The sequence below is a fragment of the uncultured Thalassolituus sp. genome, assembly GCF_950066645.1.
Lineage (GTDB): Bacteria > Pseudomonadota > Gammaproteobacteria > Pseudomonadales > Oceanobacteraceae > Thalassolituus.
In genome coordinates this window covers 119,661-145,523 of sequence record NZ_CATMFB010000011.1, presented here as the reverse complement: position 1 = coordinate 145,523, position 25,863 = coordinate 119,661, and the positions used below count along the sequence as shown (strand labels likewise).

General features: G+C 50.8%; 20 protein-coding genes and 1 tRNA gene. 12 read left to right on the top strand and 9 right to left on the bottom strand.

What is annotated here, in order from left to right; genetic code table 11:
• Positions 1-59 precede the first annotated feature (59 nt).
• Complete coding sequence (locus tag Q1L85_RS11600) at positions 60-926, bottom strand: DUF4382 domain-containing protein (protein ID WP_300427759.1); 867 nt, start codon at positions 924-926, stop codon at positions 60-62.
• A 289-nt stretch (positions 927-1,215) separates the two neighbouring features.
• Here Q1L85_RS11600 and Q1L85_RS11595 point away from each other — a divergent pair, with 289 nt between their 5' ends.
• The 8 genes from Q1L85_RS11595 (at position 1,216) to Q1L85_RS11560 (ending at position 16,358) form a co-directional block, all read left to right on the top strand.
• Positions 1,216-2,994 carry a class I SAM-dependent DNA methyltransferase gene (locus Q1L85_RS11595; protein ID WP_300427762.1) on the top strand — a complete coding sequence of 593 codons (1,779 nt, stop codon included), beginning with the start codon at positions 1,216-1,218 and terminating at the stop codon, positions 2,992-2,994.
• Positions 2,984-4,357: a restriction endonuclease subunit S gene (locus Q1L85_RS11590; protein ID WP_300427765.1), complete on the top strand. Its 1,374-nt coding sequence runs from the start codon at positions 2,984-2,986 to the stop codon at positions 4,355-4,357. The genes Q1L85_RS11595 and Q1L85_RS11590 overlap by 11 nt, the downstream gene beginning before the upstream one ends.
• Before the next feature lie 101 nt (positions 4,358-4,458).
• Complete coding sequence (locus Q1L85_RS11585) at positions 4,459-5,106, top strand: hypothetical protein (protein WP_300427767.1); 648 nt, start codon at positions 4,459-4,461, stop codon at positions 5,104-5,106.
• Positions 5,107-5,156: 50 nt separating this feature from the next.
• Positions 5,157-8,393, top strand: a complete 3,237-nt coding sequence (locus Q1L85_RS11580; RefSeq protein ID WP_300427769.1) for a type I restriction endonuclease subunit R — start codon at positions 5,157-5,159, stop codon at positions 8,391-8,393.
• Between the two features lie 123 nt (positions 8,394-8,516).
• Complete coding sequence (zorA, locus tag Q1L85_RS11575) at positions 8,517-10,724, top strand: anti-phage ZorAB system protein ZorA (RefSeq protein ID WP_300427771.1); 2,208 nt, start codon at positions 8,517-8,519, stop codon at positions 10,722-10,724.
• Positions 10,721-11,482: an OmpA family protein gene (locus tag Q1L85_RS11570; protein WP_300427773.1), complete on the top strand. Its 762-nt coding sequence runs from the start codon at positions 10,721-10,723 to the stop codon at positions 11,480-11,482. Before zorA ends, Q1L85_RS11570 begins: the two co-directional genes overlap by 4 nt.
• Positions 11,479-12,915, top strand: coding sequence for an EH signature domain-containing protein (locus Q1L85_RS11565; RefSeq protein ID WP_300433191.1), 1,437 nt, complete (start codon positions 11,479-11,481; stop codon positions 12,913-12,915). The genes Q1L85_RS11570 and Q1L85_RS11565 overlap by 4 nt, the downstream gene beginning before the upstream one ends.
• On the top strand, positions 12,915-16,358 hold the full coding sequence (locus tag Q1L85_RS11560; RefSeq protein ID WP_300433189.1) for an SNF2-related protein: 3,444 nt from the start codon (positions 12,915-12,917) through the stop codon (positions 16,356-16,358). Before Q1L85_RS11565 ends, Q1L85_RS11560 begins: the two co-directional genes overlap by 1 nt.
• A 147-nt stretch (positions 16,359-16,505) precedes the next feature.
• On the opposite strand, the gene Q1L85_RS11555 is transcribed toward Q1L85_RS11560, so the two are convergent.
• The 8 genes from Q1L85_RS11555 to Q1L85_RS11520 all read right to left on the bottom strand — a co-directional run bounded on the left by Q1L85_RS11555 (position 16,506) and on the right by Q1L85_RS11520 (position 22,881).
• On the bottom strand, positions 16,506-16,853 hold the full coding sequence (locus Q1L85_RS11555; protein ID WP_300427618.1) for a hypothetical protein: 348 nt from the start codon (positions 16,851-16,853) through the stop codon (positions 16,506-16,508).
• A 51-nt stretch (positions 16,854-16,904) separates the two neighbouring features.
• On the bottom strand, positions 16,905-17,207 hold the full coding sequence (locus tag Q1L85_RS11550) for a hypothetical protein (protein WP_300433187.1): 303 nt from the start codon (positions 17,205-17,207) through the stop codon (positions 16,905-16,907).
• 382 nt (positions 17,208-17,589) lie between these two features.
• Positions 17,590-17,665, bottom strand: a tRNA-Phe gene (locus tag Q1L85_RS11545).
• Between the two features lie 79 nt (positions 17,666-17,744).
• Positions 17,745-18,023: an oxidative damage protection protein gene (locus Q1L85_RS11540; protein ID WP_300427621.1), complete on the bottom strand. Its 279-nt coding sequence runs from the start codon at positions 18,021-18,023 to the stop codon at positions 17,745-17,747.
• Entirely contained in the window at positions 18,020-19,078 is a 1,059-nt protein-coding gene (gene mutY, locus Q1L85_RS11535; RefSeq protein WP_300427622.1) for an A/G-specific adenine glycosylase, read from the bottom strand. Before mutY ends, Q1L85_RS11540 begins: the two co-directional genes overlap by 4 nt.
• 45 nt (positions 19,079-19,123) lie before the next feature.
• Entirely contained in the window at positions 19,124-21,598 is a 2,475-nt protein-coding gene (locus Q1L85_RS11530) for an EAL domain-containing protein (protein WP_300427624.1), read from the bottom strand.
• A gap of 140 nt (positions 21,599-21,738) precedes the next feature.
• Positions 21,739-22,377: an ABC transporter substrate-binding protein gene (locus tag Q1L85_RS11525; RefSeq protein WP_300427626.1), complete on the bottom strand. Its 639-nt coding sequence runs from the start codon at positions 22,375-22,377 to the stop codon at positions 21,739-21,741.
• Between the two features lie 108 nt (positions 22,378-22,485).
• Entirely contained in the window at positions 22,486-22,881 is a 396-nt protein-coding gene (locus tag Q1L85_RS11520) for an acetyl-CoA sensor PanZ family protein (protein ID WP_300427627.1), read from the bottom strand.
• A 135-nt stretch (positions 22,882-23,016) separates the two neighbouring features.
• Here Q1L85_RS11520 and hisB point away from each other — a divergent pair, with 135 nt between their 5' ends.
• The 4 genes from hisB to hisF are packed head-to-tail and all read left to right on the top strand — an operon-like array spanning position 23,017 to position 25,814.
• A complete protein-coding gene (gene hisB, locus Q1L85_RS11515) occupies positions 23,017-23,607 on the top strand; it encodes an imidazoleglycerol-phosphate dehydratase HisB (RefSeq protein ID WP_300427629.1) in 591 nt (196 codons plus the stop codon).
• Positions 23,608-23,616: 9 nt separating this feature from the next.
• Positions 23,617-24,261, top strand: a complete 645-nt coding sequence (gene hisH, locus Q1L85_RS11510; RefSeq protein ID WP_300427630.1) for an imidazole glycerol phosphate synthase subunit HisH — start codon at positions 23,617-23,619, stop codon at positions 24,259-24,261.
• A 48-nt stretch (positions 24,262-24,309) separates the two neighbouring features.
• Positions 24,310-25,050, top strand: coding sequence for a 1-(5-phosphoribosyl)-5-[(5-phosphoribosylamino)methylideneamino]imidazole-4-carboxamide isomerase (hisA, locus tag Q1L85_RS11505; protein WP_300427633.1), 741 nt, complete (start codon positions 24,310-24,312; stop codon positions 25,048-25,050).
• A 2-nt stretch (positions 25,051-25,052) separates the two neighbouring features.
• The gene (gene hisF / locus Q1L85_RS11500) at positions 25,053-25,814 is read left to right on the top strand and encodes an imidazole glycerol phosphate synthase subunit HisF (protein ID WP_300427635.1); all 762 of its coding nucleotides are present in this window, start codon (positions 25,053-25,055) and stop codon (positions 25,812-25,814) included.
• Positions 25,815-25,863: the final 49 nt, after the last annotated feature.

Here is a 25,863-nt window from a genome sequence, read left to right as displayed (position 1 = left end):
ATTCAGATAAAAAGAGAGCCTCGGGCTCTCTTTTTTGTTGCGCCTTTCTCGCTGACAGATCAACCTCCAACTGCTGGGTTCCACCCGGTTGTCTGATCCGCAGTGACTATTAACGAACCGCTGACAGTGACAAAGCCAGCGCCTGAGCCGAATGCGTCATCATCCACCTCGGGGTCATCCTCATCTGCAATGCAGGTCAGTGCCAGAGTATACTCACCCGCAGCCAGGAAAGACGCCTGATAGCTCAGATCGGTTTTAACGTAGGTAGTCACCAGCGGCTCCGCATCGGCCCCCAGGTCTTCAGGCTCAGTGACTGCGCCTTCATACACATAGATCGCCATTTCTGACTCTGCAGGGCAGGCATCCGATGCCACCGTGCCAGCGATATGACCGGCTTCGATATTGTCGATGATACGGATGGTCGGACGCAGTTTGAATTCGCCATTGCCGGTCAGTGTCACCGACTTACGCAGATCAAAATCCAGAGTGAAACTCACTTCGCCACCGGCGGTTGCGGTAAAACCATTCACGAGCTTCAGACCCGTCTGAGCGCCACTTGGAATGGTCAGCTCAAAGGTCGCACCACCGTCCAGAACAATGACTGTATCGAGATCACCCTCGGTATCGACCAGAAGACGGATCTGACTATATTCACCTGCATCAATTTCTTCATTTTCCAGAAGTGGATAAATTTCGCCATGCTGATAAGCCAGCAGGTTGATGCGCTTTGGCTCGTCGAAGGTGAATGTGGTTTCTGCTTCGCCATCAGCACGGATAAGAGTGACACCAGAAAACTGCACCCATACCTCCGCCGCACCATCGACCGGTGCATCAGTCATACCGAGCGACAGCTTTGCTTTACCATCAGAGCTGGAATCATCACCACCGCAGCCAGTGAGCGCCATTGCCGAAACTGCAGATGCCAAAAGCAATGCTCGTGAAAAATTGACCATAAGTACCTCAGAAAAAGTAAAAAAATGTCATTAATCGGAGAGGGAGTGCGTGCGAAAGGTTCCAACTATTTTTCTGACCGCAAGGTATAACCATAGAAACTGAAGGTCTGCACCTGTCTGAAAATCAGACAGGTGCCTCCTGTCGTCACACTCCTGCGCGTAGTGTCAGCAGACGCTATCTGGTAAATTCTGACTCAGACGCCAGACTGGCAAAACAGAGTTACAGCGCGTGTAACTCCCCTCAGGTTAAAGGACAACGCCCATGGCATCTAAGGCAGCCAAAGATACTAAAGCCAAAAGCAATACCAAGAAGCAATCCTTCGAACAGACCCTCTGGGCCACCGCCGACAAACTGCGCGGCAGCGTAGAATCCTCAGAGTACAAGCACGTGGTGCTGTCGCTGATCTTCTTAAAATTCATCAGTGACAAGTTTGCCGAGCGCAAAAGCCAGCTCGAAGCCGAAGGGAAGGGCGCATACACTGACATGGTCGAGTTCTATACCATGGCCAACACCTTCTACCTGCCTGAAGACGCGCGTTGGGACTTTATTGCCAAAAACGCCAAACAGGACGACATCGCCGTTAAGATCGACACCGCCCTACACACGGTCGAGAAAAACAACAAAGCCCTGCGCGGCGCACTGCCAGATAACTACTTTTCACGCTTAGGGCTGGATGCCAGCAAACTCGCGGCCCTGATCGACGCCATCAACAACATCGACACCATCGTTAAAGTTGCAGGTGATGTTGAAGAAAGCGACAGTGAGAGTTCAGAAAGCGAGACAGATGGTGCCCACAGCGCAACGAAGCGAGGTACGAGCGAAGAGGACATAGTCGGTCGTGTTTATGAATACTTCCTCGGCAACTTTGCCGCCACCGAAGGCAAAGGCGGTGGCGAGTTCTACACGCCCAAGTGCGTGGTCAACCTGCTGGCCGAAATGATCGAACCCTATCACGGCAAAATTTACGACCCCTGTTGCGGCTCCGGCGGTATGTTCGTGCAGTCTGTGAAATTTGTTGAAAACCATCAGGGCAACAAAAAAGACATCTCCATCTACGGCCAGGAACAGACCAGCACCACCTACAAGCTGGCCAAAATGAACCTGGCGATTCGCGGCATCAGCGCCAATCTCGGCGACGTACCCGCCGACACCTTCTTTAAAGACCAGCACCCGGACTTAAAAGCCGACTTCATCATCGCCAACCCACCGTTCAACTTAAAAGAATGGCGCGGCCCGGATGAACTCACCAACGACCCACGCTGGGCCGGATACGAAGCCCCACCCACCGGCAACGCCAACTACGGCTGGATACTGCACATGATCAGCAAGCTCAGCGACAACGGCGTCGCGGGCTTTGTACTGGCCAATGGCTCCATGAGCACCAACACCAAAGGCGAAGGTGAAATCCGCAAACAGATCATTGAAAACGACCTCGTCGACTGCATGATCGCCCTGCCGGGGCAGCTGTTCTACACCACCCAGATACCCGTGTGCCTGTGGTTTTTAACCAAAAACAAAAAAGCCCAGACCTTCAGCGACGGGCGGAAGCAACACCGCAACCGCGAAGGCGAAACCCTGTTTATCGACGCCCGCAACATGGGCAGCATGATCAGCCGCATACACAAAGAACTGACCGCCGACGATATCGCCGACATCGCTAATACCTACCATGCGTGGCGCGGTGAGCCAGTCGCCAGTCATTCCCGCGCAGGCGGGAACCCAGAAACAGGCGGGAATCCAGCCGAGACCCCAACCTGTCATTCCCGCGCAGGCGGGAATCCAGCGAGTGCAGAAACATCCAGCCACTACACCGACATTCCCGGCTTCTGCCGCAGTGCCTCATTAGACGACATCAAAGCCAACGACTACGTCCTCACACCGGGCCGTTACGTGGGCGCGGCGGAAATTGAAGACGACGGCGAACTGTTCGAAGAAAAAATGCAGCAACTCACCCAAACCCTGTTCCAGCAAATGGCTGAAGCGCAGGAGCTGGATGCCGTGATTAAACAGAACCTGAAGGGGCTGGGTTATGGGGAGTGAGTGGGGGCGTAAAACTTTAGGCGATGTTATAGAGCTTAAGCGTGGTTACGACCTGCCTAAAAAGAGCAGAGTCGCAGGCAGTATCCCGTTAGTTTCGTCAGCGGGAGTTTCCGATTTCCATAATGAAGCAAAAGTGAAAGGCCCTGGTGTTGTAACGGGTCGATATGGAACGATCGGTGAAGTCTTTTATAGTGAGGAAGATTTTTGGCCGTTAAATACAACTCTTTATGTTCGGGACTTCAAAGGGAATGATGAGAAATTCATCTACTATTTTTTGAAAACTATTGATTACCTTCAATACAGCGATAAGGCAGCTGTGCCAGGGGTTAATCGCAACCACTTGCATATGGCTGAAGTTTTCTTCCCAGAGGACGTTGCAACTCAGAAGAAAATTGCTGAAATCCTCGGCACAATCGACAACAAAATCGCCCTTAATCGCCAGATCAACACCACCCTCGAATCCATGGCGCAGGCATTATTTAAAAGCTGGTTTGTGGATTTTGACCCGGTGATCGACAACGCCCTGGCCGCCGGTAACGAAATCCCGGACGAGCTGGCCGCCCGCGCCGCCAGACGCGAAGCACTGCGCCAGCAGACCAACAAAACCACAGGGGCCACCGACGCCGCCAGCTCAGAAGAGGCCCTGCCTGAAACTGGTCTATCAGAGCAGCGCCTGCCACCCGAGATACAACAACTCTTCCCCGACCGGTTTGTATTGACCGAAGAAATGGGCTGGGTGCCGGAGGGGTGTGAGATCACAACCATTGGCGATGCAGTCGAGACTACCGGTGGTGGAACTCCGAGTACTAAAAATCCTGACTTCTGGGAGGGTGGAGTTCACCCATTCTGCACTCCAAAAGACATGTCGCAACTGACGTCATGGGTGCTTATGGATACCGAACGACATCTCACAGATGATGGTGTAAATAAAATTTCTTCGGGGCAATTGCCCAAAGGAACTGTGCTGATGTCTTCGCGTGCACCTATTGGTTATCTGGCGATAAGTGATGTACCTGTGTCGGTCAATCAGGGAGTGATTGCGTTGCTACCCAACACAGTTTTTGGCCCACTGTATTTGCTGAATTGGCTGCACGCTAACTTAGGCGCAATTATGGACCGGGCAAATGGGAGTACCTTTCTTGAGATCAGCAAGAAGAACTTTCGCCCGATACCATTTTTGATTCCATCGTATGACGTGGCGAAGGCGTTTAATGAGCAGGCAAAAGCTATTCAACAAAAATTACTTTTACTTGCTGAAGAAACAGTGTCGCTAACTAACCTCCGCGACTCGCTTCTCCCTAAGCTCCTGTCCGGCCAGATCACTATCCCGGACGCCGAGCAACAACTGGCTGAGGTGTTGTAAGGTGTCGGGCGGGTTGTTGTTTCAGCTATCTGGAATGCCCGGACAATTGTCGCAAAATTTGCGACAGTTTATTTGGGCGAGTTAGCCCGGTAGGTAAAACCATGATCCAGATACACGCCACCAAAAAACTACTCGCCAAAATGCCTTCCCAGACGACACCTGGGACGGAGGACATTCTGGCAGCTCCGCAAAGCAAGCTGGGCAGTTGGCACGCCAACCTGCTGACCATTCAGCGCCGCAACTGCCTGCTGTTTGTGCACGACCAGACGCGCTTTCCGGTATTTATTCCGGCGTTAACCAAACCGCATTTCGCTATTATCGACCGGTTTTTTGACGATGCCCTGATGAACACCCTGCTGAAATGCGATGCAACACAAGAACAACTGGATACCGCCGCAGTATTGTTACAGCCATTGGCATTTGTGGGTGGTACTGATCGCTCGGTGCTGGGCACGCTTAACCAGCTTGGGCAGGACATTGACCACATTCTTTATGTAGATTCACTGAACGTTTCAGAGATGGCAGGGTATGCTCTGAGTTCGTCGTTGGCCGACCGCCCGTGTCATGTGAAGGGGCAGAAGGACTATATCTGGCCGAAGGACGCGTTTCTTGAGTTGCTCGACCGTTTGAGCGGAGAGGTCGACCTCAATAGCAGCCAGACAGATGACCAGCGGGCGCTCTTAGATTCCCCATCCGAGCCAATAGCCGACAATGTGGTAATGTTAGACAGGTTCAGACAAACGAAGTAAGTAGAAACGTCTTTATAGAAGTAACAGCAACGTAGAAGTAGAGGCAGGGAATGAGCTTTACCGAGGCCAGACTGGAACAGGCAATTATTGATTTACTCGCAGAGCAGGGTTACCCGCATGTCTTGGGTAGCACCCTCGACCGCGCCCCGCATGAGGTGCTGATCAAAGAGGATCTGCGTGCCTACCTGAACAAACGCTATCAGGCCGATGGCATTACCGAGGCCGAAATCGTCTCGGTGATCAACCGCCTTGATCGCTTGCCTGCCGCTGACCTGTACGACTCTAACCGCAGCATTCATAAGCTGGTGGCCGATGGCTTTTTGCTCAAGCGCGAAGACCGCTCGAAAAAAGACCTCTATGTTCAGTTAATTGACTACGCCGGTTTGCCGGAGCAGCGACTACCTGTAGAAGGCGAGGTCGAGTCGATTGATGCCAATGACCCTAAATATCAGGTTACTGATAACACCGCTGCTTATGGCACCGCCAATATCTATAAGGTGGTGAACCAGCTTGAGATTGAAGGCAAAGAGCTGCGTATTCCGGATGCGATTCTGTATATCAACGGCCTGCCGCTGGTGGTGTTTGAGTTTAAGAGTGCCATTCGTGAAGAAGCGACGATTCACGATGCCTATGTTCAGCTGACGACCCGGTATGCCCGTGATATCCCGGAGCTGATGAAGTACAACGCCCTCTGCATCATCAGCGATGGCGTGAACTCGCGTATGGGCTCGCTGTTTGCTCCTTACGAGTTTTTCTATACCTGGCGTAAAGTCACGGGCGACGAAACCATCGAGCAGGATGGCATTAACTCGCTGCATACCATGATTGAGGGGCTGTTTGATCACACCCGCCTGCGTGAGGTGATCCGCCACTTTATTTACTTCCCGGATACCTCAAAACGGCAGGAGAAAATCGTCTGCCGTTATCCGCAGTTTTATGCGGCCAACAAGCTCTACCAGAATATTCTGCGCCACCGTAAACCTGAGGGGGACGGTAAAGGCGGCACCTACTTTGGGGCTACCGGTTGCGGCAAAAGCTACACCATGATGTTTTTAACCCGGCTGCTGATGAAAAGCGTCGAGTTTGAAAGCCCGACCATTGTGCTGATTACTGACCGTACCGATCTGGATGATCAGCTCTCGGGCCAGTTTACGGGGGCTAAGGGCTATATCGGCGATCAGCATGTAATCAGTGTCGAAAGCCGCACGCACCTGCGCGAGCTGTTGAAAGGCCGCAACAGTGGTGGGGTGTTCCTCACCACGATTCATAAATTCACCGAAGATACCGAGTTGCTGACCGAGCGCAGCAATGTGATCTGTATTTCTGACGAAGCGCACCGCAGCCAGATCAATCTTGAGCAGAAGGTACGTATCACCGAAAAGGGTGTAAAGCGCACTTATGGCTTTGCTAAGTATCTGCACGACTCATTACCCAACGCCACCTTTGTAGGCTTCACCGGTACACCGATTGACGCCACACTGGATGTGTTTGGTGAAGTCGTAGACAGCTACACCATGACCGAGTCAGTCAAAGACGAAATCACGGTGCGTATCGTGTATGAAGGCCGTGCCGCCAAGGTCGTGCTGGATAACGATAAGCTGAAAGAAATCGAAGACTACTACAGCGACTGTGCCGATCAGGGCGCCAGCGATTACCAGATTGAAGAGAGCAAAAAAGCCAGTGCCAATATGAATGCGATTCTCGGTGACCCGGATCGCATCCGTGCGCTGGCCATCGACTTTGTGCATCACTACGAACAGCGCGTAGCCGAAGGTGCGACCTTAAAAGGTAAAGCCATGTTCGTATGCAGCAGTCGCGAGATTGCTTACCGCTTCTGGCAGGAGGTTGTTGGGTTACGCCCGCAGTGGAACGAAGTGCTGGTGGCCGAAGAGGGCAGTGAGTTATCAGAGCAGGAACAAAAAGAGATTAAGCCGATGGAGAGGATCAAGATGATCATGACCCGCGGCAAAGATGACCCGGCTGAACTCTACGATATGTTGGGCACCAAAGAATATCGCAAAACGCTGGATGGCCAATTCAAAAACGAAAAATCGAACTTCAAGATCGCCATTGTGGTGGATATGTGGCTTACCGGTTTTGATGTGCCGTTTCTCGATACCATTTACATCGACAAGCCGATTCAGCGCCATAACCTGATTCAGACCATCTCAAGGGTAAACCGCAAGTTTGAAGGCAAAGAGAAAGGCCTCGTCGTCGATTACATCGGCATCAAAAAGCAGATGAATTTGGCACTGGCGCACTACAACAAAGCAGACCAGCAGAACTTTGAAGAAATCGCCCAGTCGGTGATCGTGGTGAAAGACCACATCGACCTGCTGAACAAACTCTTCCACGGCTTTGATACCACGCCGTACTTCACCGGCAGCCCGCTGGAGCAGCTGAACTGCCTCAACAGAGCCGCCGAATATGCGCAGGTAACAGACAAGATCGAAAAGCGCTTTATGGCCTTAGTAAAACGCCTTAAAGCCGCCTTTGATATCTGCAGTGGTTCAGAATCCATCACGCAGGACGACCGCGACCGCATTCACTTCTACCTCGCGGTGCGCTCTATTGTGTTTAAGCTCACCAAAGGCAACGCACCCGATACCGCGCAGATGAACGCCCGTGTGCGTGAAATGATCGCCGAAGCCTTGAAAGCCGATGGCGTCGAAGAAATCTTCAAAATGGGCGAAGAAAACGAAGGTGAAGTCGACATCTTTGATGATGACTACCTGGCCCGCATCGAAAAGATCAAACTGCCGAATACCCGTATCAAGCTTTTACAGCAGCTGCTTGCCCGTGCGATTGAAGACTTCAAGAAGGTTAACAAAACCAAAGGCCTCGACTTCAGCGAGAAGTTCCGCCGCTTAGTAGACCAGTACAATGAGCGCAAAGAAGACAGTGTATTGGTCAGTGACGTACTCGAAGACTTCTCAGATGAGATTATTGATCTGCTACAGGCGTTAAAGAAAGAGAAGGAATCATTCGCAGACTTGGGCATTGATCTTGAAGAAAAAGCTTTCTACGACATCCTGCTAAAACTGGCGATCAAATACGACTTCACTTACCCAGAAGACAAACTTCTGGATCTGTCGAAGGCAGTGAAAGATCTGGTCGATGACAAGGCCCGATATACGGACTGGAGCCAGCGGGAAGACATTAAAGCGGAACTCAAAGTTGGCCTGATTCTTTTACTGGCACACCATGGTTATCCGCCAGTTGATAAAGACGAAGTGTACAAAGAAATCTTTGAGCAGGCAGAGAATTTTAAGAGGTTCAGGGCCTAGGGCCTCCTTTGGGGCCACCAGAACCGGCGTAATCAGATGATTTAGATAGGGGTTGAAATTTTTGTCATCGACAATATTTTTCCCCACGAACGATTTTATATTTTAATGGAGCGGTAATCCTGTATGGAGCCTAATTCACAGCAGCTGCTAGACCTTAGTGGTCTTCTCCCCGACTTTTCGTTGGCTTTTAGTGTCAGTACTGCTGAGGCGCTTAGTGCCAATTTTGTACTTTTATTAATTGTTCTATTCGCAACTTTTTTATCTCTAGCAGTTCGATCAGCCTTCAAGGCTAGAAAGCGTACAGCTGCTTTGAAGGAGTTACTCAAAGAGTTGACTCCAGAGACTGTTGCGATAGAGCGTGAAACGCTCCGAGAGAAGTCTGCGCAGTCTGGCCGGCGTGTAAGCCATCTTTGGTCTGAGTTTGATGAGACGCTCGTTGAATCAAAATCTGATGACGGGTTACGTCTTCATAATGTCTACGATGCGGATTATTTCTTTAATCCTGCAACGCTGGCACCGGGCATTACAGAAAGCCGCATGTTGGCAGCGGTTCCTGGCTTTCTGACTGCGATTGGTGTGGTCGGTACTTTTATTGGTTTACAGCTCGGCCTGTCAGAGCTGAATATCGGCAATGATGTTCGGGTTGATGAGATGAAGGACGGGCTCGCTCATGTGATTAGCGGAGCCAAACTCGCGTTTATGACTTCCGTCTGGGGGGTACTCCTCAGTGTTCTGTTTAACTTCGTAGAAAAGGCGATCGAGAATAATGTCCGGGAGGGCATTAGTTCGCTACAAGTAAGAATTGATGAACTGTTTCCTCGCTTCAGCGCCGAAATGCAGCTGAAGCGAATCGCTGACGATGGCGGTGAGTCACGTGAAGTTCTGCAGGGGCTTGCTGAGAAGATAGGCGAAAAGATGCAGGAATCACTCGAACGGGTGACTGGCGACATTCAGAGCGGTCTTGAAAAGAGCCTTAACAACATTATGGCCCCAGCGTTGGATAAGCTGGTTTCGGGAGCATCAGATCAAAGCCAGGCGGCGTTGGATAGCCTGATCAATTCGTTTATGGAAAAGTTTGGACAACAAGGTGCAGAACAGCGGGCATCGATGAATCAGGCGTCACAGGGGGTGAGTGATGCCGTTGAATCTATGAATCAGGCGCTGTCTGGTTTTATCAGTAATCTCAATCAGAACCAGCAGGCTGCTTCCGAACGCGAAGAAGGTTTAGTGCGCCACATTGCAGAACAGGTTGATGCATTAGTAGCCCGAACGAGTGAATTTCAGAAGCGTACAAGTGAAGCTGCCGAAGAACAGATGCAGAATTTTGGCGAAATGTTTAAGAAGCAGGCTCAGACCTCAGTTGCTTTACAAAACAACCTGACCGCTAGCATCAAAGATCAGATTACCGGCATGGCCGAGCAGAACCGCGAACAACAGGAACAGTTTGTTGCTTCAACGAAGGCGCAGTTGCAGTCAATGCAAGAAACGCTTTCTCAGCACCAGGCGGCATCCGGGCAGCGGGAACAGGAGTTGATTGGTCATATCTCTCGCCAGGTTGATTCACTCGTAGCCCATGCTCAACAGCAAGCTGAAAAGATAACCCAGGCAACAGGGGACCAGTTAACCAATATCAATGGTTTGATTCAGCAGGCTCAGGCGAAGCAATCAGAGCGGGATGCGGCGCTTGGTAACCAGTTTGAGCAGACCATCGCGGATATTAAAGCCGCCATGCAGAATCAGGTTGCGGCAACTCAGAGCTTGCTTGATGGCAGCAAGCAGTTACAGGTTGACCTTGCAAGCAATAGCCAGAATCTACAGAAGTTGTCTTCAAGCATCTTTGAGGGAGCAAATGAGCTCTCACGTTCGACCAACTCCCTGAAGGAGTACGGCGCGATGCTTCAGCAGGCATCAACGAAACTCAGTGCTTCTATTACCGAAGCCTCTCAATCTACTGCCGGGCTGGCTGATGAGAACCGCAAGGCTGCAGAGTCTGTGGGTGTTGTTCGTGATCAGATTCAGACTGCCATCGGCACTATGGAGAAGACCGTTCGCGACCTGGATCGGATGGTTGTGCTCGCCGACGGGGCATTCCAAAACATGGAACAGCACCAGAACAGTTACCTTGCCACTCTGAAAGAGAATATTCAGGAACTTGCTGATCAGGGAACCAGATTACTGAGCGATTATGCAGAGCAGGCGAATGGGCAGACTAAGGAACACTTAAAAGTATGGGCGCAAAGCACCAGTGAATTTGCGGAGCAATTACGAGGGGCAATGAACGCGATATCTAATGTGGTTGATGAGATCGAGACAAAGGTAGCTAGCGTATGAGGGCGCTCTCACGCAGGGCGTCGCGAAACGTTGACGAAGAGAATCCCTATTGGGTCTCTTTCTCTGACCTGATGTCAGCTTTGTTGGTGGTGTTTATTCTTGCTGCAGTAGCTTTGATCATTGAGCTGACTCAAAAGCAGAATGAGTTTGATCAAGAAATTGAGAAGCTTAAGCAAGCTGAACAGGCGCGTCGTGACATTCTTCATGATATTCGAGATGAGCTGGCCAAGCAGAATGTGACGGTATTGATTGCTGATAACGACACCGTGCTCCGTATTCCAGAAAGTACGCTGTCGTTTGATTCTGATCGTGATGAAATACCCGACAATGACAATGTTGAGAAAGCTGTCACTTTAATCGGTGAGGTACTGCACAAAGCGATTAGCCAGCCTGTAGATGCTGGAGATCAACAAATTAAAAGATTCGAGTATCTCGATACGGTGTTTATCGAAGGCCACACGGATAGTTTGCGTAGTTATCGGGATAAAGGAAATTGGGGGCTATCTACCTTTCGAGCAATCAGTCTTTGGGAATTTTGGAATACCTCTTTGGATGTGGCCCCACCGCTTGGAGAACTAAGAAACGGGTATGGTAAGGTTCTGTTTTCAGTGAGTGGTTACGCAGCGACGCGAAGAGTGAACGAAGAAGAGACGACAGGGGATGATCGCCGGGCTAATCGCAGAATTGATATTCGTTTTACTGTGAAACGGCCAGAACTGGCTGATTATCAGGCTGTTTCGGAACAGACCAAAAAATGAGCGTCAAAATTGAAGTCAAGCAGTTGCGTTTTTCGCTACCCAATCTTCGACTGGATAAGTCCAGGAGCTCTATAGAAAGGCTTACAGCAGAAGTTCGTGAGATCGCAAGAACAGCGGGTACAGGCAGTGATAAATTTCAGAAAGCATTGGTGACGTTTCAGGCTGCTTTGGGTTCAAAAGGACATCTTGCTGATGCCCTTAATGATCCGATTGATCTGCGGGCATTGGCTGTCGAACTGAATAGTAAGAATGCTATTCAGATTGTCCTGGATGCCCGACTGTTTCATAAAATCGACTCAGTGCGGTCTAGGCCGGGTAGCCTGCTGGTTGAGGCGGTATATAGTCATTACCTTCGTTTCTACGATCACCTTGATGATCTGGCTTGTATCGAGCGATGGCTAATCCGGGCTAAGGAAGCTCGAGGAGAGATTGATGAAAATATCACTCATATACTTAGTGGAAAAGGACCAAAGTGGTTGGCGGAGGGATGCGAAGAACGGCAGATCGAGTTCGATACACGTGTAGAACAGGTGGGCTTGCTTAACTACACGTCAGGTCGATTTTTGGCTGTCGCTAAAAATATTCACTATCTTGCTACCTTACGTAGCCTTAAGCCGGGTGAGGATCACAGGGTTCTTAAGGAAGTGCAGAAATCAGCTGTTTATGATTCGTTATACGAAGATGGTTTTCTGCTGGGGCATGAAGTTCTGAAGATACTGATATCCCGAGCCGAAGAGGGGCACATTTCAGATAAGTGGATGAACGTAATTATGGCAATTGCTGGAGATCCAAGGGTGTCGAAGCAGAACGAACGCTATATTCGTTGGTGGTCTCAGATGCCTGAAAGCTTAATTCGTAAGGTGCGTGGTTGGCTATCGAAATTAGATCTCCGGCTGTTCTTAGAGGCGTTGAAAAACTATGCCGTTGTTTCTAATGATCAGGATCTTAGTAGGATGTACCCATCCAGGAAAAAGTTTCTGGAGGGTTTGCTAAAGCAGGAGTTGATAATAAGTACGCGCCTTTTTCTAACAGAGGGTGCAAGAGATTATCTTTATCGTCATTACAAAAAGGAGCATCTGCCATCATTTTCAATAGTTGATGGTGATAAATCGATCATTTATTTCTCTATGCCGGGAGTACACATTGTTGAAGGAACACATATGTGTAAATTCTGGATCTATAGAAAATTGTCAGATAGTGCCGCCGTCTTCAACTACAACCGAAATCGTTTTGTCTATTCAGAACTTACCAATGGCATGAACTTGAGCATGGTTAAGCAAAAAGTTGGAAAGGCGCTTGCAGCTGTTACACATAATGGCAGTTGGCAGGTGAAGGTGTTGAAAGAACTTCATAAGGTCGGTGTTGAGTTTGACCCAGAGCCGCTGTTGCTTCGCCATGACTATATCAAATACAGAGATTCAGGATACTTGTGATGGGATTGCGAACCTTTATCCGACGGCTTGTAGGAGACGCCGAGGCACAGAGATATCGAAAGAGTTACGACTTTCAAGGAGCTAATTTCGTCTGTACTCAGGAGCAGCTTTCGGTCATTAAACTCGGTAAGGCGGACGATTTAATTACGCAGCAGCACATCTTGCTACGCATGCTGGTTGAGGAAGGCAATGCTTTTGAGTTGCCAAATGGTTTTCGTATTCCCTCAGACATAGTTGTGTCTCTTGACCAGGACTCTCGCGAGTTACTTGAACTACCTGAAGCTTGGGTTGGGTCAATAAAAGCGGATTTCAAGGGAACGACAGGGCGTACAATTTTCGCCTTAGATGTTGAAGCAAGTTACCCCGGCGGACAGTTTACCCATGCTTATCAGCTGAAGGGACCTGTTATCCGCTTCTCTGAAGAGAAGCAGTATTTACTTTCGGGAACTCAGTTAGAGGTGTTTGAAGCCCTCGAAACACATAGAGAGTCGGCGCACTCTGAGTACGACAACCTCGTTGTGGTTGCAGCTCTTCAGAACGCTCAGGAATGCGGTGTGCCTATGGAGCTAGGCCACTTTAAAAAATTGAAAATTCATACGCCGGAATCGGTCTCGATAGAAGCCGAATTGGACGCAAACGGTAATCTGATTCTTACTCCACAGTTGGGGCAGGACGCTACTCATGAAGAAATGCAGCGAGTACTGGGGCAGCTTCGTGAAGGTAGTTCATCGCTACGTGTAAATGATGAGATCATCCTGATCGATGAGCACAAGATGGCAGGGATTCAGGAGATTCTCAGGAACAGGGTGGTTACCAAAGATAAACTGGATGATTTCTATCGTAACCCTACGGCTTTTATTGATGGCTCTCTGGTCAATCTGGAACTTGGTTTTTCTGCGCGGGTTAGAGGCGCTGCTCGTTTCCGTCATGCGTACTTTGGTGAGACTGATGAGTCGGGTATAGATTGGTTTGGTCGTCAGTTCTCGGCAGTTAATGTTCATCCCGTCAGTAAGGTGCTTGAAGCCATCGAAGATGAAGAGCAGCTTCTGGCTTTTGAAGCTATCGTACATGAGGCTAGAGCGACCGGGGCTGACGAAGTTGAATTTAACGGCAAAGTTGTCGATATATCAGATGACGAACAGGTTCGTTCTGCGATCAATGATCTTCGCAATCGCGGCTTTGCCAATAACGATATAGATGGCGACTGTAACGAGGGTGAAGATAACTGTGATCTGCCCGAATTGGATGAAGATACGACGCCAGTCGTCGTTGATATCGCGCTGAATGATGACGATCTTGAAACCCCGTCAGAAGTCGTTGAACGTCAGTTACGTGATGTCTATGTACCTGAAGAACAGCTTTGCTGGGATAATTACCAGCGTAGGCCGTTTCCCCATCAGATAGAAGGTGTGCGGTGGCTGTTAGGTTTAGCGGGTCAGGAAGATGGACTTGGCGGTGGTTTGTTAGCTGATGATATGGGGCTTGGTAAGACCTTTATGTCATTGGCTGCAATTGAGCATCTGTATCGTGAGTGGGAAGAACATGGTAAAACCGTTAAGCCCTGCTTGATTGTTGCCCCATTGAGTCTGCTTCAGAACTGGAAGGATGAAGTTGAGAAGACCTTTCATAGGTCTCCTTTCAAAGACATTGTTATCCTACAGTCCGATGCGGATCTGAACAAATTCCGGGTGAGTGGCGTAGAAACGCGAAACCAGAGAATTGATGATGAAGAGGCGGCTATCCGCTATTCATTAAAGGTTGGAGATGATTTTATTTCGGATCGTCTTGATGTGCCTAAACGTTTGGTCATCACCACGTATCAGACGTTGAGAGATTATCAGTTTTCGCTTTGCGCTATAGATTGGGGAGTGGTGGCTTTCGATGAAGCTCAGAATATTAAAAATCCTAACGCTCTGCAGACCCGTGCAGCGAAGGGGTTGAAGGCCGAATTCAGACTTCTGGCTACCGGCACGCCGGTTGAGAACAGCCTCGCTGATTTCTGGTGCATCATGGATACCGCTTGTCCGGGTTATCTGGGTAGTTACCAGGCTTTCCGGGAACGATACGTTGCGCCTATTCTGCGTGCCGCTGGCGATGAGGTTGAAGAGATACGTGCGCGGGTTGGCAGGACACTGCGTGATACCGTGGGTGCACTCATGTTGCGCCGTTTGAAAGAGGATAATCTTGAGGGGCTTCCGCAGAAGCGCCTGTTCGTGGGTGTTTCTGATTCTGACTGGGAATATCTTGATACTTTGTCATCTGTCATGAGCGGCGGACAGCTCGACAGCTACGATTCGGTACTGCAAGCAACGGCGCAATCAGAACAGAACGCCGCATTGACTGGCTTGCAGCAACTACGAGATGTTTCTCTTCATCACCGGTTGTTATTAGGAGGACGCCTTGAGGTTCCGACTGGACGGGCGCTGAAAGAGCTGATGGGGGAGTCCGGTAAGTTCAGAAGTCTGCTGTCTCTTCTGAACGACATTAAGAAGAGAGAAGAGAAGGCGATTATTTTCTGTGTGAATAAGCGTCTTCAAGGGTTTCTATCGTTAGCGTTGGCTCGCTATTTCGACTTGATGACTCTCCCAGTGATTAATGGTGACGTGAAAGGTGTCGCCAAGACCAGCGGTGGTGTAACCCGGAAATCATTGATTGAGGACTTCGAATCCAAGCCAGGTTTTAACGTTATCATTATGTCCCCTGTGGCCGCGGGTGTAGGTTTAACAGTTGTCGGCGCTAACAATGTCATTCATCTTGAGCGCCACTGGAACCCCGCGAAGGAAGCTCAGGCCACAGACCGGGTTTATCGGATTGGCCAGACAAAAGATGTGAATGTATATATCCCTATTGTGAGCCATCCGGAGTTGATGTCATTTGACGAAAATCTGCACCAGTTATTGAGTAAGAAGACGCTTCTCCGAGATGCGGTTGTGACACCTGAGCAGGTTATGCCAGATCCAGAAGGGTTTACCCGAACAACGTTCAGCAATGCGAAGATCATTACTTCCGATGACCTGAAACACATTGATTGGCAGCAGTTTGAGGCGTTAGTCGCCGAAGTGTTTGCTCATCATTGGCGACCAAAAAGTGTCGAGCTTACTGCTTCTGGATCAGATCACGGCGCCGATGCGGTTCTGGAGTTAGACGAGGGGCTTGCCCTCTTGCAGTGTAAATACACAGGTGGTGGCATCTACTCTGGCTACAATGCAGTAAAAGAAGTTCATGGCGCACGAGTCGCATATGAGAACGCATTGAATAAGCGAGTGAGTAAACTTGTGTTTGTAACCAACGCCAGTCGGCTCGGGGCTGAAACCAGGAAGGTTGCCAAAGATTATGTCGTGGAGATTATCTCTGGTGCTGATCTGGAGCTGATGGTTGATCAGGCGAGGATTCCGTTCTCTAAGGTTCTTGCTCGGTTACATGCAAAGCGAAGAAAGATTTGATTAGTGATGCCTGAAGCTAGGCAACCATATCCAAATTGAACTGAGAGCATGGCTTTTTGCCACTCATTGTTAAGCGGTTCCGGGCTGGTTAACGGCTATAAAAAAGCCTCGCGGTTGCGAGGCTGTGATTGGATAACTTTTAACAAATTAACCGTACGAAGCTTTGGGTTCATCTGGTGAATCAGATGAGCAGGTGGTGTCGTCACCGTCTTGCTGCATGGATTTGCAGGCGGCTTCTTTGAGCAGACGCTTTTTTTCGGCTTCGACAAATCGACTCAGTATCTGCTTCATAAGTGGCTGATAACCAAGGCCGTGTATCTGGCCGATGTTTTTCAAGTCCTCAATCAGGCTTGTTGGCATCCGCACCGAAATCGATTTCAATCCAGCCGCCTCATCCAGCAGGCTAGCGTCGATTTCTACTCTGGATACAAATTTTTCATCACGCCCCAGCTTGCCACTTTCCCAAGCTTCAGCGTTTCCTTTGATTTTTGTCATAACGTTCACCCTATCGATAATGGGGTCTGTATCATCTGCCAGAAAGTGATTTCACTCTCTGCGATATTTTTCATAGATGCGAAGCTCTTCGGCATTGGCTTCGTAGCAGGTTTTTATCTGGATCCTGCCTTCATCTTCGAAATAAATAAAAACGACTTTCAGCCGCCTGGAGTTGTTTGTGTTACCAACGAACCACAAAGTAGGTGGATCAGTCTGGTGATCTTCCCGCGTGTCTTTCAGCATTCCATCGGAAGGATCGCGGTTTGCAAAGCACTCCATAATATCTTTTCTGGTTATGCCGCCATGCTTAAGCCTTAGCTTGTGTAAGACGGCATCTGATATCTCAATCGCCACTCGTCAGAAGCTCCTCAAGTCCATTTTAAGGGGAGGAGTATCTTATAGGTGCTTGGATAGTGTGTATATACAAAAGTTCGATCAAATGTATATACAAATACAAAGGTAGGGCTAGAAATGTTGCTTAGCAAGTGTTTTGCTGCGGATTGGGTCGATAGGACATTATTGTCAGTATGAACCAGCTCACCGGCACGGGTGGCGGTGTGTTCAAGTTTCTTTCAGGCAATAAAAAGCCCCGCATGAAGCGAGGCTCTTTATAGGAATAAATGGTGCCCAGTGGCGCAATCGAACGGGGGCGCCCAGCTCACCGGCACGGGTGGTGGTGGTTTTTCCTTAGGCAATAAAAAGCCCCGCATATAGCGAGGCTCTTTATAGGAATAAGTGGTGCCCAGAGGCGGAATCGAACCACCGACACGGGGATTTTCAATCCCCTGCTCTACCGACTGAGCTATCTGGGCATCTCTACGTGACTACTTGTGTCCGTCGAGTGGCGCGTATTAAACCGCGAAGGCTTCAGGCTGTCAACACTTCCTGAAACTATTTTTCTTTGTTTTCAGGAACATAGCCCTCTGCCTGATCGAAATCGCTGCCACTGAGGAACTTCTCTCGCTGCTCCGTCAGGTATTTCCGTGCGTCTGGGTCCATCACGTTCAGGTGTTTTTCGTTGATCAGGCGGGTCTGGTGCTCAGTCCACTCCGCCCAGGCTTTCGCTGAGACGGTTCTGAAGACTTCTTCTCCGGCAGGCCCAGGGAAGGGCGGTGTCGCAAGGCCGGGGAGTTCCTGCTGGTATTTACGGCATTGTACGGTGCGGGTCATAGGCTTTCCTGAGTCAGTAAGGAGATCAGTTTCTGTACCGGTGCGGCCAGTCCGAGGCTTTCGGGAGCGTCGGTATTGTACCAGTGGTCTGTGCTGTCCTGTACCGTGTGTACAGGCTGCTGCAGCTGGATATGTATGGGCGTGATGTCCAGATGGTAATGCGAGAACGTATGTCTGAAGCTGGCGAGACTCAGGCTTTCAGAGCGCGTAATGCCTCTGGCGTTGAGCCAGGGCTCTGCTTCTTCAGCGCTGTTCACTTCCGGGAAGCTCCAGAGCCCTCCCCAGATGCCGCTCTGAGGGCGTTGCTGTAACAGAATCCGCCCCTGTTGGTCTTCAATCAGCAGCATGACAGTTGAGCGGACCGGTTTCTCTTTTTTTGGTTTGCTGTTCGGGTACTGTGTCGGATTGCCCGTCGCAAAGCCTGCGCAGCCAGGTTGGAGCGGACAGATGCCGCACGCAGGCTTACTTCGGGTACAGAGTGTCGCCCCCATGTCCATCATGGCCTGGGTGTATTGCTGGTGGCTGTGATCGGGTGTCAGCCGCTCTGCGAGCGACCAGAGGTGTTTCTCTGTGGCGGTTGTTCCGGGCCAGCCTTCGACAGCAAAAAAGCGGGTCAGTACGCGTTTGACGTTGCCATCGAGAATGGGCGCCCGGATTCCCATGCTGATTGATGCGATGGCCCCCGCCGTTGAGCGGCCAATGCCCGGCAGATCAGACAGTGCTTCAACTGAGTCGGGAAATTTGCCGTTAAAATGCTCAACAAGGGTCTGTGCGCACTTGTGCAGATTCCTGCCCCGGGCGTAATACCCAAGTCCGGTCCAGTGATGCAGTACTTCGTCCTGTGACGCTGCTGCTAACGCGAACACATCGGGAAAGCTGGTCATGAAGCGTTCGTAATATGGGATCACTGTCGCTACCTGAGTTTGTTGTAGCATGATCTCGGAGACCCAGACGCGATAGGGCGTTATGTCCTGCTGCCATGGGAGGTGTTTGCGTCCGTGACTGTGGTACCAGTCGAGTACGCTGTCGCTGAAGGCGGTGTCTTGCTTGGTCATAGAAACTGCGGTCAATAAAACTGACCGCAGTATGCCGCAATGGGCTCAGATTTCGTAGCTGTTGCTTCTGCGCTTGTCGTTAACGACCAGGAACTGATGCAGTTGCCCGAGGGACAATGGTCGGCTGAACAGATAGCCCTGGCCTTCGTCACAGTTATTCTGGCGCAGGTACTTCAGCTGCTCCTGTGTTTCGACGCCTTCTGCGACGACATTCAGGCTGAGCTTGTGCGCCATCGCAATGACCGCCGCTGTGATGGCCATGTCGTTCTTATCTTCGGGAATGTCCATCACGAAGGAACGGTCAACTTTCAGCACATCAATCGGGAAGCGTTTGATGTATGACAGGGAAGAGTATCCGGTACCGAAGTCGTCGATTGCGATAGAAACGCCGGTGCTTTTGATTTCCTGCATGATTTTGATCGCAGATTCTACGTCTTCCATCAGTGTGCTTTCGGTAATCTCCAGCTCCAGGCATCGTGGTGGGATGCGGGTGATTTCCAGCACGTTGCGGATGCGCTGCGCGAGCAGGGGATCGGCGAACTGTTTTGCCGAGAGGTTGACGGCGACCTTAGCTTCCGACGATAGAACATTCTCACGGATCAGTGAACTGATCTGGCGGCAGGCCTGCTCAAGTACCCAGTTACCGATATCAATAATCTGACCGGTTTCTTCTGCGACCGGAATAAAGTTATCCGGAGTGATCAGGCCTTTGTCCGGGTGCTCCCAGCGGATCAGGGTTTCTACGCCGGTTGTACGATAGTCAAAGAGGCTGATTTTAGGCTGGAAGAGCAGGGTGAACTGGTTGCGCTGGATCGCTTCTTTGATTTCCTTTTCCAGTGCCAGGTGCTCGAGAATGGAGTGGTTCATCTCTTCTGAGAAGAACTGGAAGTTATTCCGGCCCTGTTCTTTGGCTGAATACATGGCCAGGTCAGCGTTCTTCATCAGGGTGTTGAGATCTGTCGAGTCATCCGGCGTTAAAGTAATACCGATACTGACCGATGTGATGATGTCCTGTCCTTTCACACGGATGGGTTTAGCCATGACTTTGAGGATTTTCTCAGCGACGACCCGCACGTCCTGAGTCGACTTCACATCGGTCAGCAGGATGGTAAATTCGTCCCCGCCGATACGGGAAACCGTGTCGTTTTCCCGAACAGTGTTATTGAGGCGGTTTGCGACTTCTTTGAGCAGAATGTCGCCAGCGTCGTGCCCCAGGGTGTCGTTAACGCGCTTGAACTGGTCCATATCCAGAAACATCAGCGCCATGGATTTACCCGAGCGCATCACGGCTTTTACGGATTTGTCCAGGCGGTTTTTAAACAGACGCCGGTTAGCAAGCCCTGTCAGCGGGTCGTAGAAGGCCAGGGTCTCCATCTGGATCTGAGCGGCCTTCAGTTCTGAGATGTCAGAGATAGCACCCAGGTAGCCCAGCAGGACACCGTCCCTGTCGTGCAGCGCACTCGCCATCAGGTGAATCCAGGTATGTGCGTTGTCACGACGCACCAGGCGGATTTCCAGAGCGATACTCTCCTGGTCATAAACCATGCGGTTCCATGCTTCCTGGACTATGACCATATCTTTCGGATTGATCATTTCAAACCAGTCCTGGAGGTCTGGCAGTTCGCTTGGTAATCCGTGAATGTCTCTCCAGCGCTGGTTTACATACTGAAGCTTCTGATTCGGATCGACCTGAAAAATACCTACCGGAGAGAGCGCGGTAAGCTTACGGAAACGCTCCTCTGACGCTTTCAGTGACAGGTTTTCTTCGTCGATGGTGCTCAGCAGTGTGTTGAACAGATCAACCAGGTCACCGAGTTCATCGCTACTGTCTTTGCGGGCTCTGAGGCCATAATTTTTGTCATTCACAATCTGCGTGAGCGTTTTGCTCAACTCGCGCATGGGGCGTGAGATCACGTCTTTCAGCTTGTTGGCGAGAAACAGCGCAAGACCAATGGCCGTCAGCATGATAATCCCGGAGAACCCCATGAACTGGTAAAACCGCTCAAGAAGGAGCTGCCGGCTACTTTCTATGTAGAGCGTGCCAATCGGCGTCTGATCACGGGTAACCGTGAAAAAACGGGCGAAGTTGTAGGTCTGCAGTGTGTCTACTCTGGGCACATACTGCGGGCAATCGTCCCTGGCGTAGGTTCTGGAATGATAACTGGCGGCGAGAGTCTGATCTTCGCCGTAAATACAGCCACGGACGATGGAAGCATCTGCCTGCAGAGTATTCAGGTTGCTCTCAAGCAGGGCTTTGTCATTGAACGTCAGAGCGGCCGTCACCCGCTCAGAGATTACTTCACCAAGGACCTGGAGTTTATTCTCAGTATCCTGTCGGGCGAGATAGTATTCGAGTGAAATATAGGCAAGGTTCGCCAGAATCAGGGTCAGCCCTGTGGTCATCAGCGAGATAAGCACCAGCCTGCGTCTCAGCGATTGTGACGCAAACAGTTTTATACCCGGACTTCCTTCTTCTGCCCTCTGGTCTTCCGATGTCTGTGCTGGGGGCACCTGCTGCATGGACCGAACCATCCCTCCGGTATCGTTTAAAGTGACCCGGCCGCGGAACTTGCGAGCACAGGTTATTAGATTGTAGACGCTTGTAGGCTACTTTACCGGTATGTATTCACAAAAAAAGCCCCGGGCGGGGCTTTATGAGGTCAGTTGCGGGCGATTGGTTCCACTGGTTCAACCGGCGCCTCTTCCAGTTCGGTCAGAAGTTCGGCAATCGACATGTTCTGAAGTTTGTCGTTCAGCTGGGTACGGTAGGTGGTAACAATGCTCAGGCCAGAGATGACAGCGTCATAGACCAGCCATTCACCCTGTTTGGTTTTATAGAGCTTGAAGTCTACCGGAACTTTGGTACCGCTGGTCTGTTTGAATTCGCCACTGACAATCGCCCGACCACCGTCAGGGCTGTAGCGGATATTGTCACTGTAGGTGAGGGTTTCGCCGCTGAATGCCTTGAAAGCACCGCCGTAGGTACGCAGCTGGCGATCACGGAACACCGTAATAAATCTCTGCTGCTCTTCTGGTGTAGCGCGGCGCCAGTACTTGCCAAGGGCTCCCATCGCGATCTTCTGCTGATCAATCGCAGGCAGAATGTAGGCTTCGACGAGTTTCTCGATCATTGCCTGGTCGCGTTGTTCCGGTTTGGTTTTGACGAGCTCGGTAATCACACCATTGGTTGCGTTCGCTACGACGCTAAGAGGGGCTTCCTGTGCCCTGGTCACGGTTGAACTGAGTATCAGCAGGAGACCGAGAAGATACCCTGAGATCTGTATAAATGAATGACGCATATTTTTTATCCTTTATCCGGTCACTTGCTCAGTATGGCTGCAGAGTACCTTCGCGGGAAGGTCGGATATAACAAAAATTTGTTACGACTGCGCAACAGTCGGCACATTTCAGAGTGCTTTGTACTCTAACAGTTCCCCATTAAGGCGGAATCCACGACTTTCGAGCGCTGTTCTGAGTGCGCAGTCTGCCTCTGCCGTCAGGGTGAGGTTTTCGCTGGTCGCCCAGGTCTGCATAAAGTGAATCATCTGATGCAGAACTCCCCGTCGCTGAGTAATAGTACGTACGCCGGGGCGGATCAGATGTACCTGGTCACCTGAACGGCGTGCCTGCAGTGCGCCGATGATCCGGTCGTTAAAGCGTCCGCAGATATACCACTGGTTTTCGCCGAGCCATTCTGACGGATCGGCAACGGGGCCTTCGGGGCTTGTATCACCCTGGATTTTGATCAGATCGTTCCAGTCATCGGGCGTGGGCTGAGTGATGTGTTCCAGTTTTACCGGCACAAGGCTCTCCTGATTGATTCGGGTGGCAGATTAGATGCCTGAAATCGTGTAATTCAGGCGGAACCGGCCTACTTTCTCCGGCGCTTTGCTTTATAATGCTTTCTTTTGTGTTTTGCGAGAGTTCGGAGCAAGTCCATGGCACGCACCGCATCAGTCGAGCGTAATACGCTTGAGACCCAGATTACCGTCAGCATCAATCTTGATGGTACTGGTAAAGCCAGTTTTGATACCGGTGTTCCATTCCTGGAGCACATGCTGGATCAGATTGCGCGTCATGGTCTGATTGACCTCGACATCACCTGTAAAGGTGATACTCACATTGATGATCACCACACGGTCGAAGATATAGGTATTACCCTGGGCCAGGCCTTTGCAGAAGCCATTGGTGATAAAAAGGGCATTGTTCGATACGGCCACTCCTACGTGCCGCTCGATGAGGCGCTGTCCCGGGTTGTTATCGATTTCTCTGGCCGTCCGGGTCTGGATATGAAAGTTGACTTCACCCGCGGCAATATCGGGCGTTTTGATACGCAACTGTTCTGGGAGTTTTTTCAGGGCTTTGTGAATCATGCCAAGGTCACCCTGCACATTGATAACCTGAAGGGTTTCAATGCGCATCACCAGGCGGAGACCATCTTTAAGGCATTTGGTCGCGCTCTGCGTATGGCAACAGAACTGGACCCTCGGATGGCAGGCGTAATGCCTTCCACCAAAGGCAGTCTGTAAGAGGCCCGTATGACCAGTAAAATCTGTGCAGTCATTGATTATGGTATGGGCAACCTGCATTCCGCGCACGGTGCTCTGCAGACGGTTGCGCCTGATACTCAGGTGCTGGTGACCGGCGATCCTGAAGTGATTCAGCGTGCGGATCATGTTGTTCTGCCTGGTGTCGGCGCCATCCGCGATTGTATGGCGGAGATTCTGAACCAGGGCATCGATGATGTCGTGCGTGAAGTCGCGAAGACAAAACCGCTGCTGGGCATCTGTGTTGGCCTGCAGGCTCTGATGGACCGCAGTGAAGAAAATGGCGGCGTGGATTGCATCGGGCTGTTCCCGGGGCAGGTCCGTTATTTTGGCGATGACCTGACGGAAAACGGCGAGCGCCTGAAGGTGCCGCACATGGGCTGGAATACTGTCAGACAGGTCGACCATCCGCTCTGGCAGGGGATAGACGATGAAAGTCGTTTTTATTTCGTACACTCCTACTACGTGGATGCTGTGCGTCCTGAACAGGTGAAAGGCCATGGCCAGTACGGTGTCGACTTCGCGGCTGCCATGGGGCAGGACAATGTCTTCGCTGTGCAGTTCCACCCGGAGAAAAGCCACAATGCGGGTCTGGCGTTGTTGCGCAACTTTCTTAACTGGGACGGTCAGGCCTGATCGTCCGCAATTAATTTTCAAGAATTACTGATTTAAAGGGTTATCCAAATGCTCGTTATTCCTGCTATTGATCTGAAAGATGGCCAATGTGTGCGCCTGCGTCAGGGCCGTATGGACGATTCAACAGTATTCGGCGATGACCCGGTTTCTATGGCGAAGCGCTGGGTTGATGCCGGCTGCCGTCGCCTGCACCTGGTGGATCTCAATGGTGCCTTTGCCGGCACACCGGTGAATGGCGAAGCAGTGACGGCCATTGCGAAGGAATTCCCGGGTCTGCCTATTCAGATCGGTGGTGGTATCCGCTCACTGGAAACCATCGAGCACTACATCAAGGCCGGTGTCAGCTACGTCATCATCGGCACTAAGGCAGTGAAAGAGCCTGAGTTCGTGAAGGAAGCATGCAAAGCATTTCCCGGTACTGTCATTGTTGGGCTGGATGCTCAGGACGGCTATGTTGCTACTGACGGCTGGGCTGAAGTCTCTGAAGTGAAGGCCGTGGATCTGGCCAAGCAGTTCCGTAATGACGGCGTATCTGCCATCGTTTACACCGATATTGCACGCGACGGTATGATGCAGGGCGTGAACGTCGAAGCGACAGTTCAGTTGGCGGTTGAGGGTGGTATTCCGGTCATTGCCTCGGGTGGTGTAACGGATATTGAAGATATCCGTAAGCTGTCTGAGGTTGCTGGTCAGGGCATTCTCGGAGCGATTACGGGTCGCGCCATTTATGAAGGCACCCTGAATGTCGCTGAAGCTCAGGCATTGGCAGATAAACTTACAGGTAACTGATCATGGCACTGGCGAAGCGAATCATTCCCTGTCTGGACGTCGATAAAGGTCGTGTCGTAAAAGGCGTGAACTTTGTCGGTATCCGTGACGCTGGCGACCCTGTTGAGATCGCCAAACGCTACAACGATCAGGGCGCAGATGAGATTACTTTTCTTGATATTACCGCCAGTCATGAAGAGCGTGAAACCACGGTGCATATGGTTGAAGCGATCGCCGAGCAGGTATTTATCCCTCTGACGGTCGGTGGTGGTATCCGCGAGTTGGCGGATATCCGGAAAATGCTGAACGCGGGTGCGGACAAAGTATCGATAAACTCGGCGGCGGTTTATAACCCCGAGTTTGTTAAGGCGGCGTCAGACCGCTTCGGCGCGCAATGTATCGTAGTCGCGATTGATGCCAAGCAGGTCGGAGATAATCACTGGGAGATCTTCACTCACGGTGGTCGTAAGCCGACCGGCATTAATGCGGTTGAGTGGGCTGTAAAAATGGCGGAATTCGGAGCGGGTGAGATTCTGCTGACCAGTATGGATCGCGATGGTGTGAAAACCGGCTTCGATCTGGGCGTAACCAAGGCAATCTCTGACGCTGTGAATATTCCCGTCATCGCTTCGGGTGGTGTTGGAAATCTTCAGCACCTGGTTGATGGCGTGAAAGTCGCGGGCGCAGATGCTGTTCTGGCAGCAAGCATCTTTCACTTTGGTGAATATACCGTGCAGGAAGCGAAAAAGTTTATGGCAGACGCGGGGATAGAAATGCGTCTCTGACCTTGTCTGCCTTCTGATAAAAAAGCCCGCGTTTGCGGGCTTTTTTATG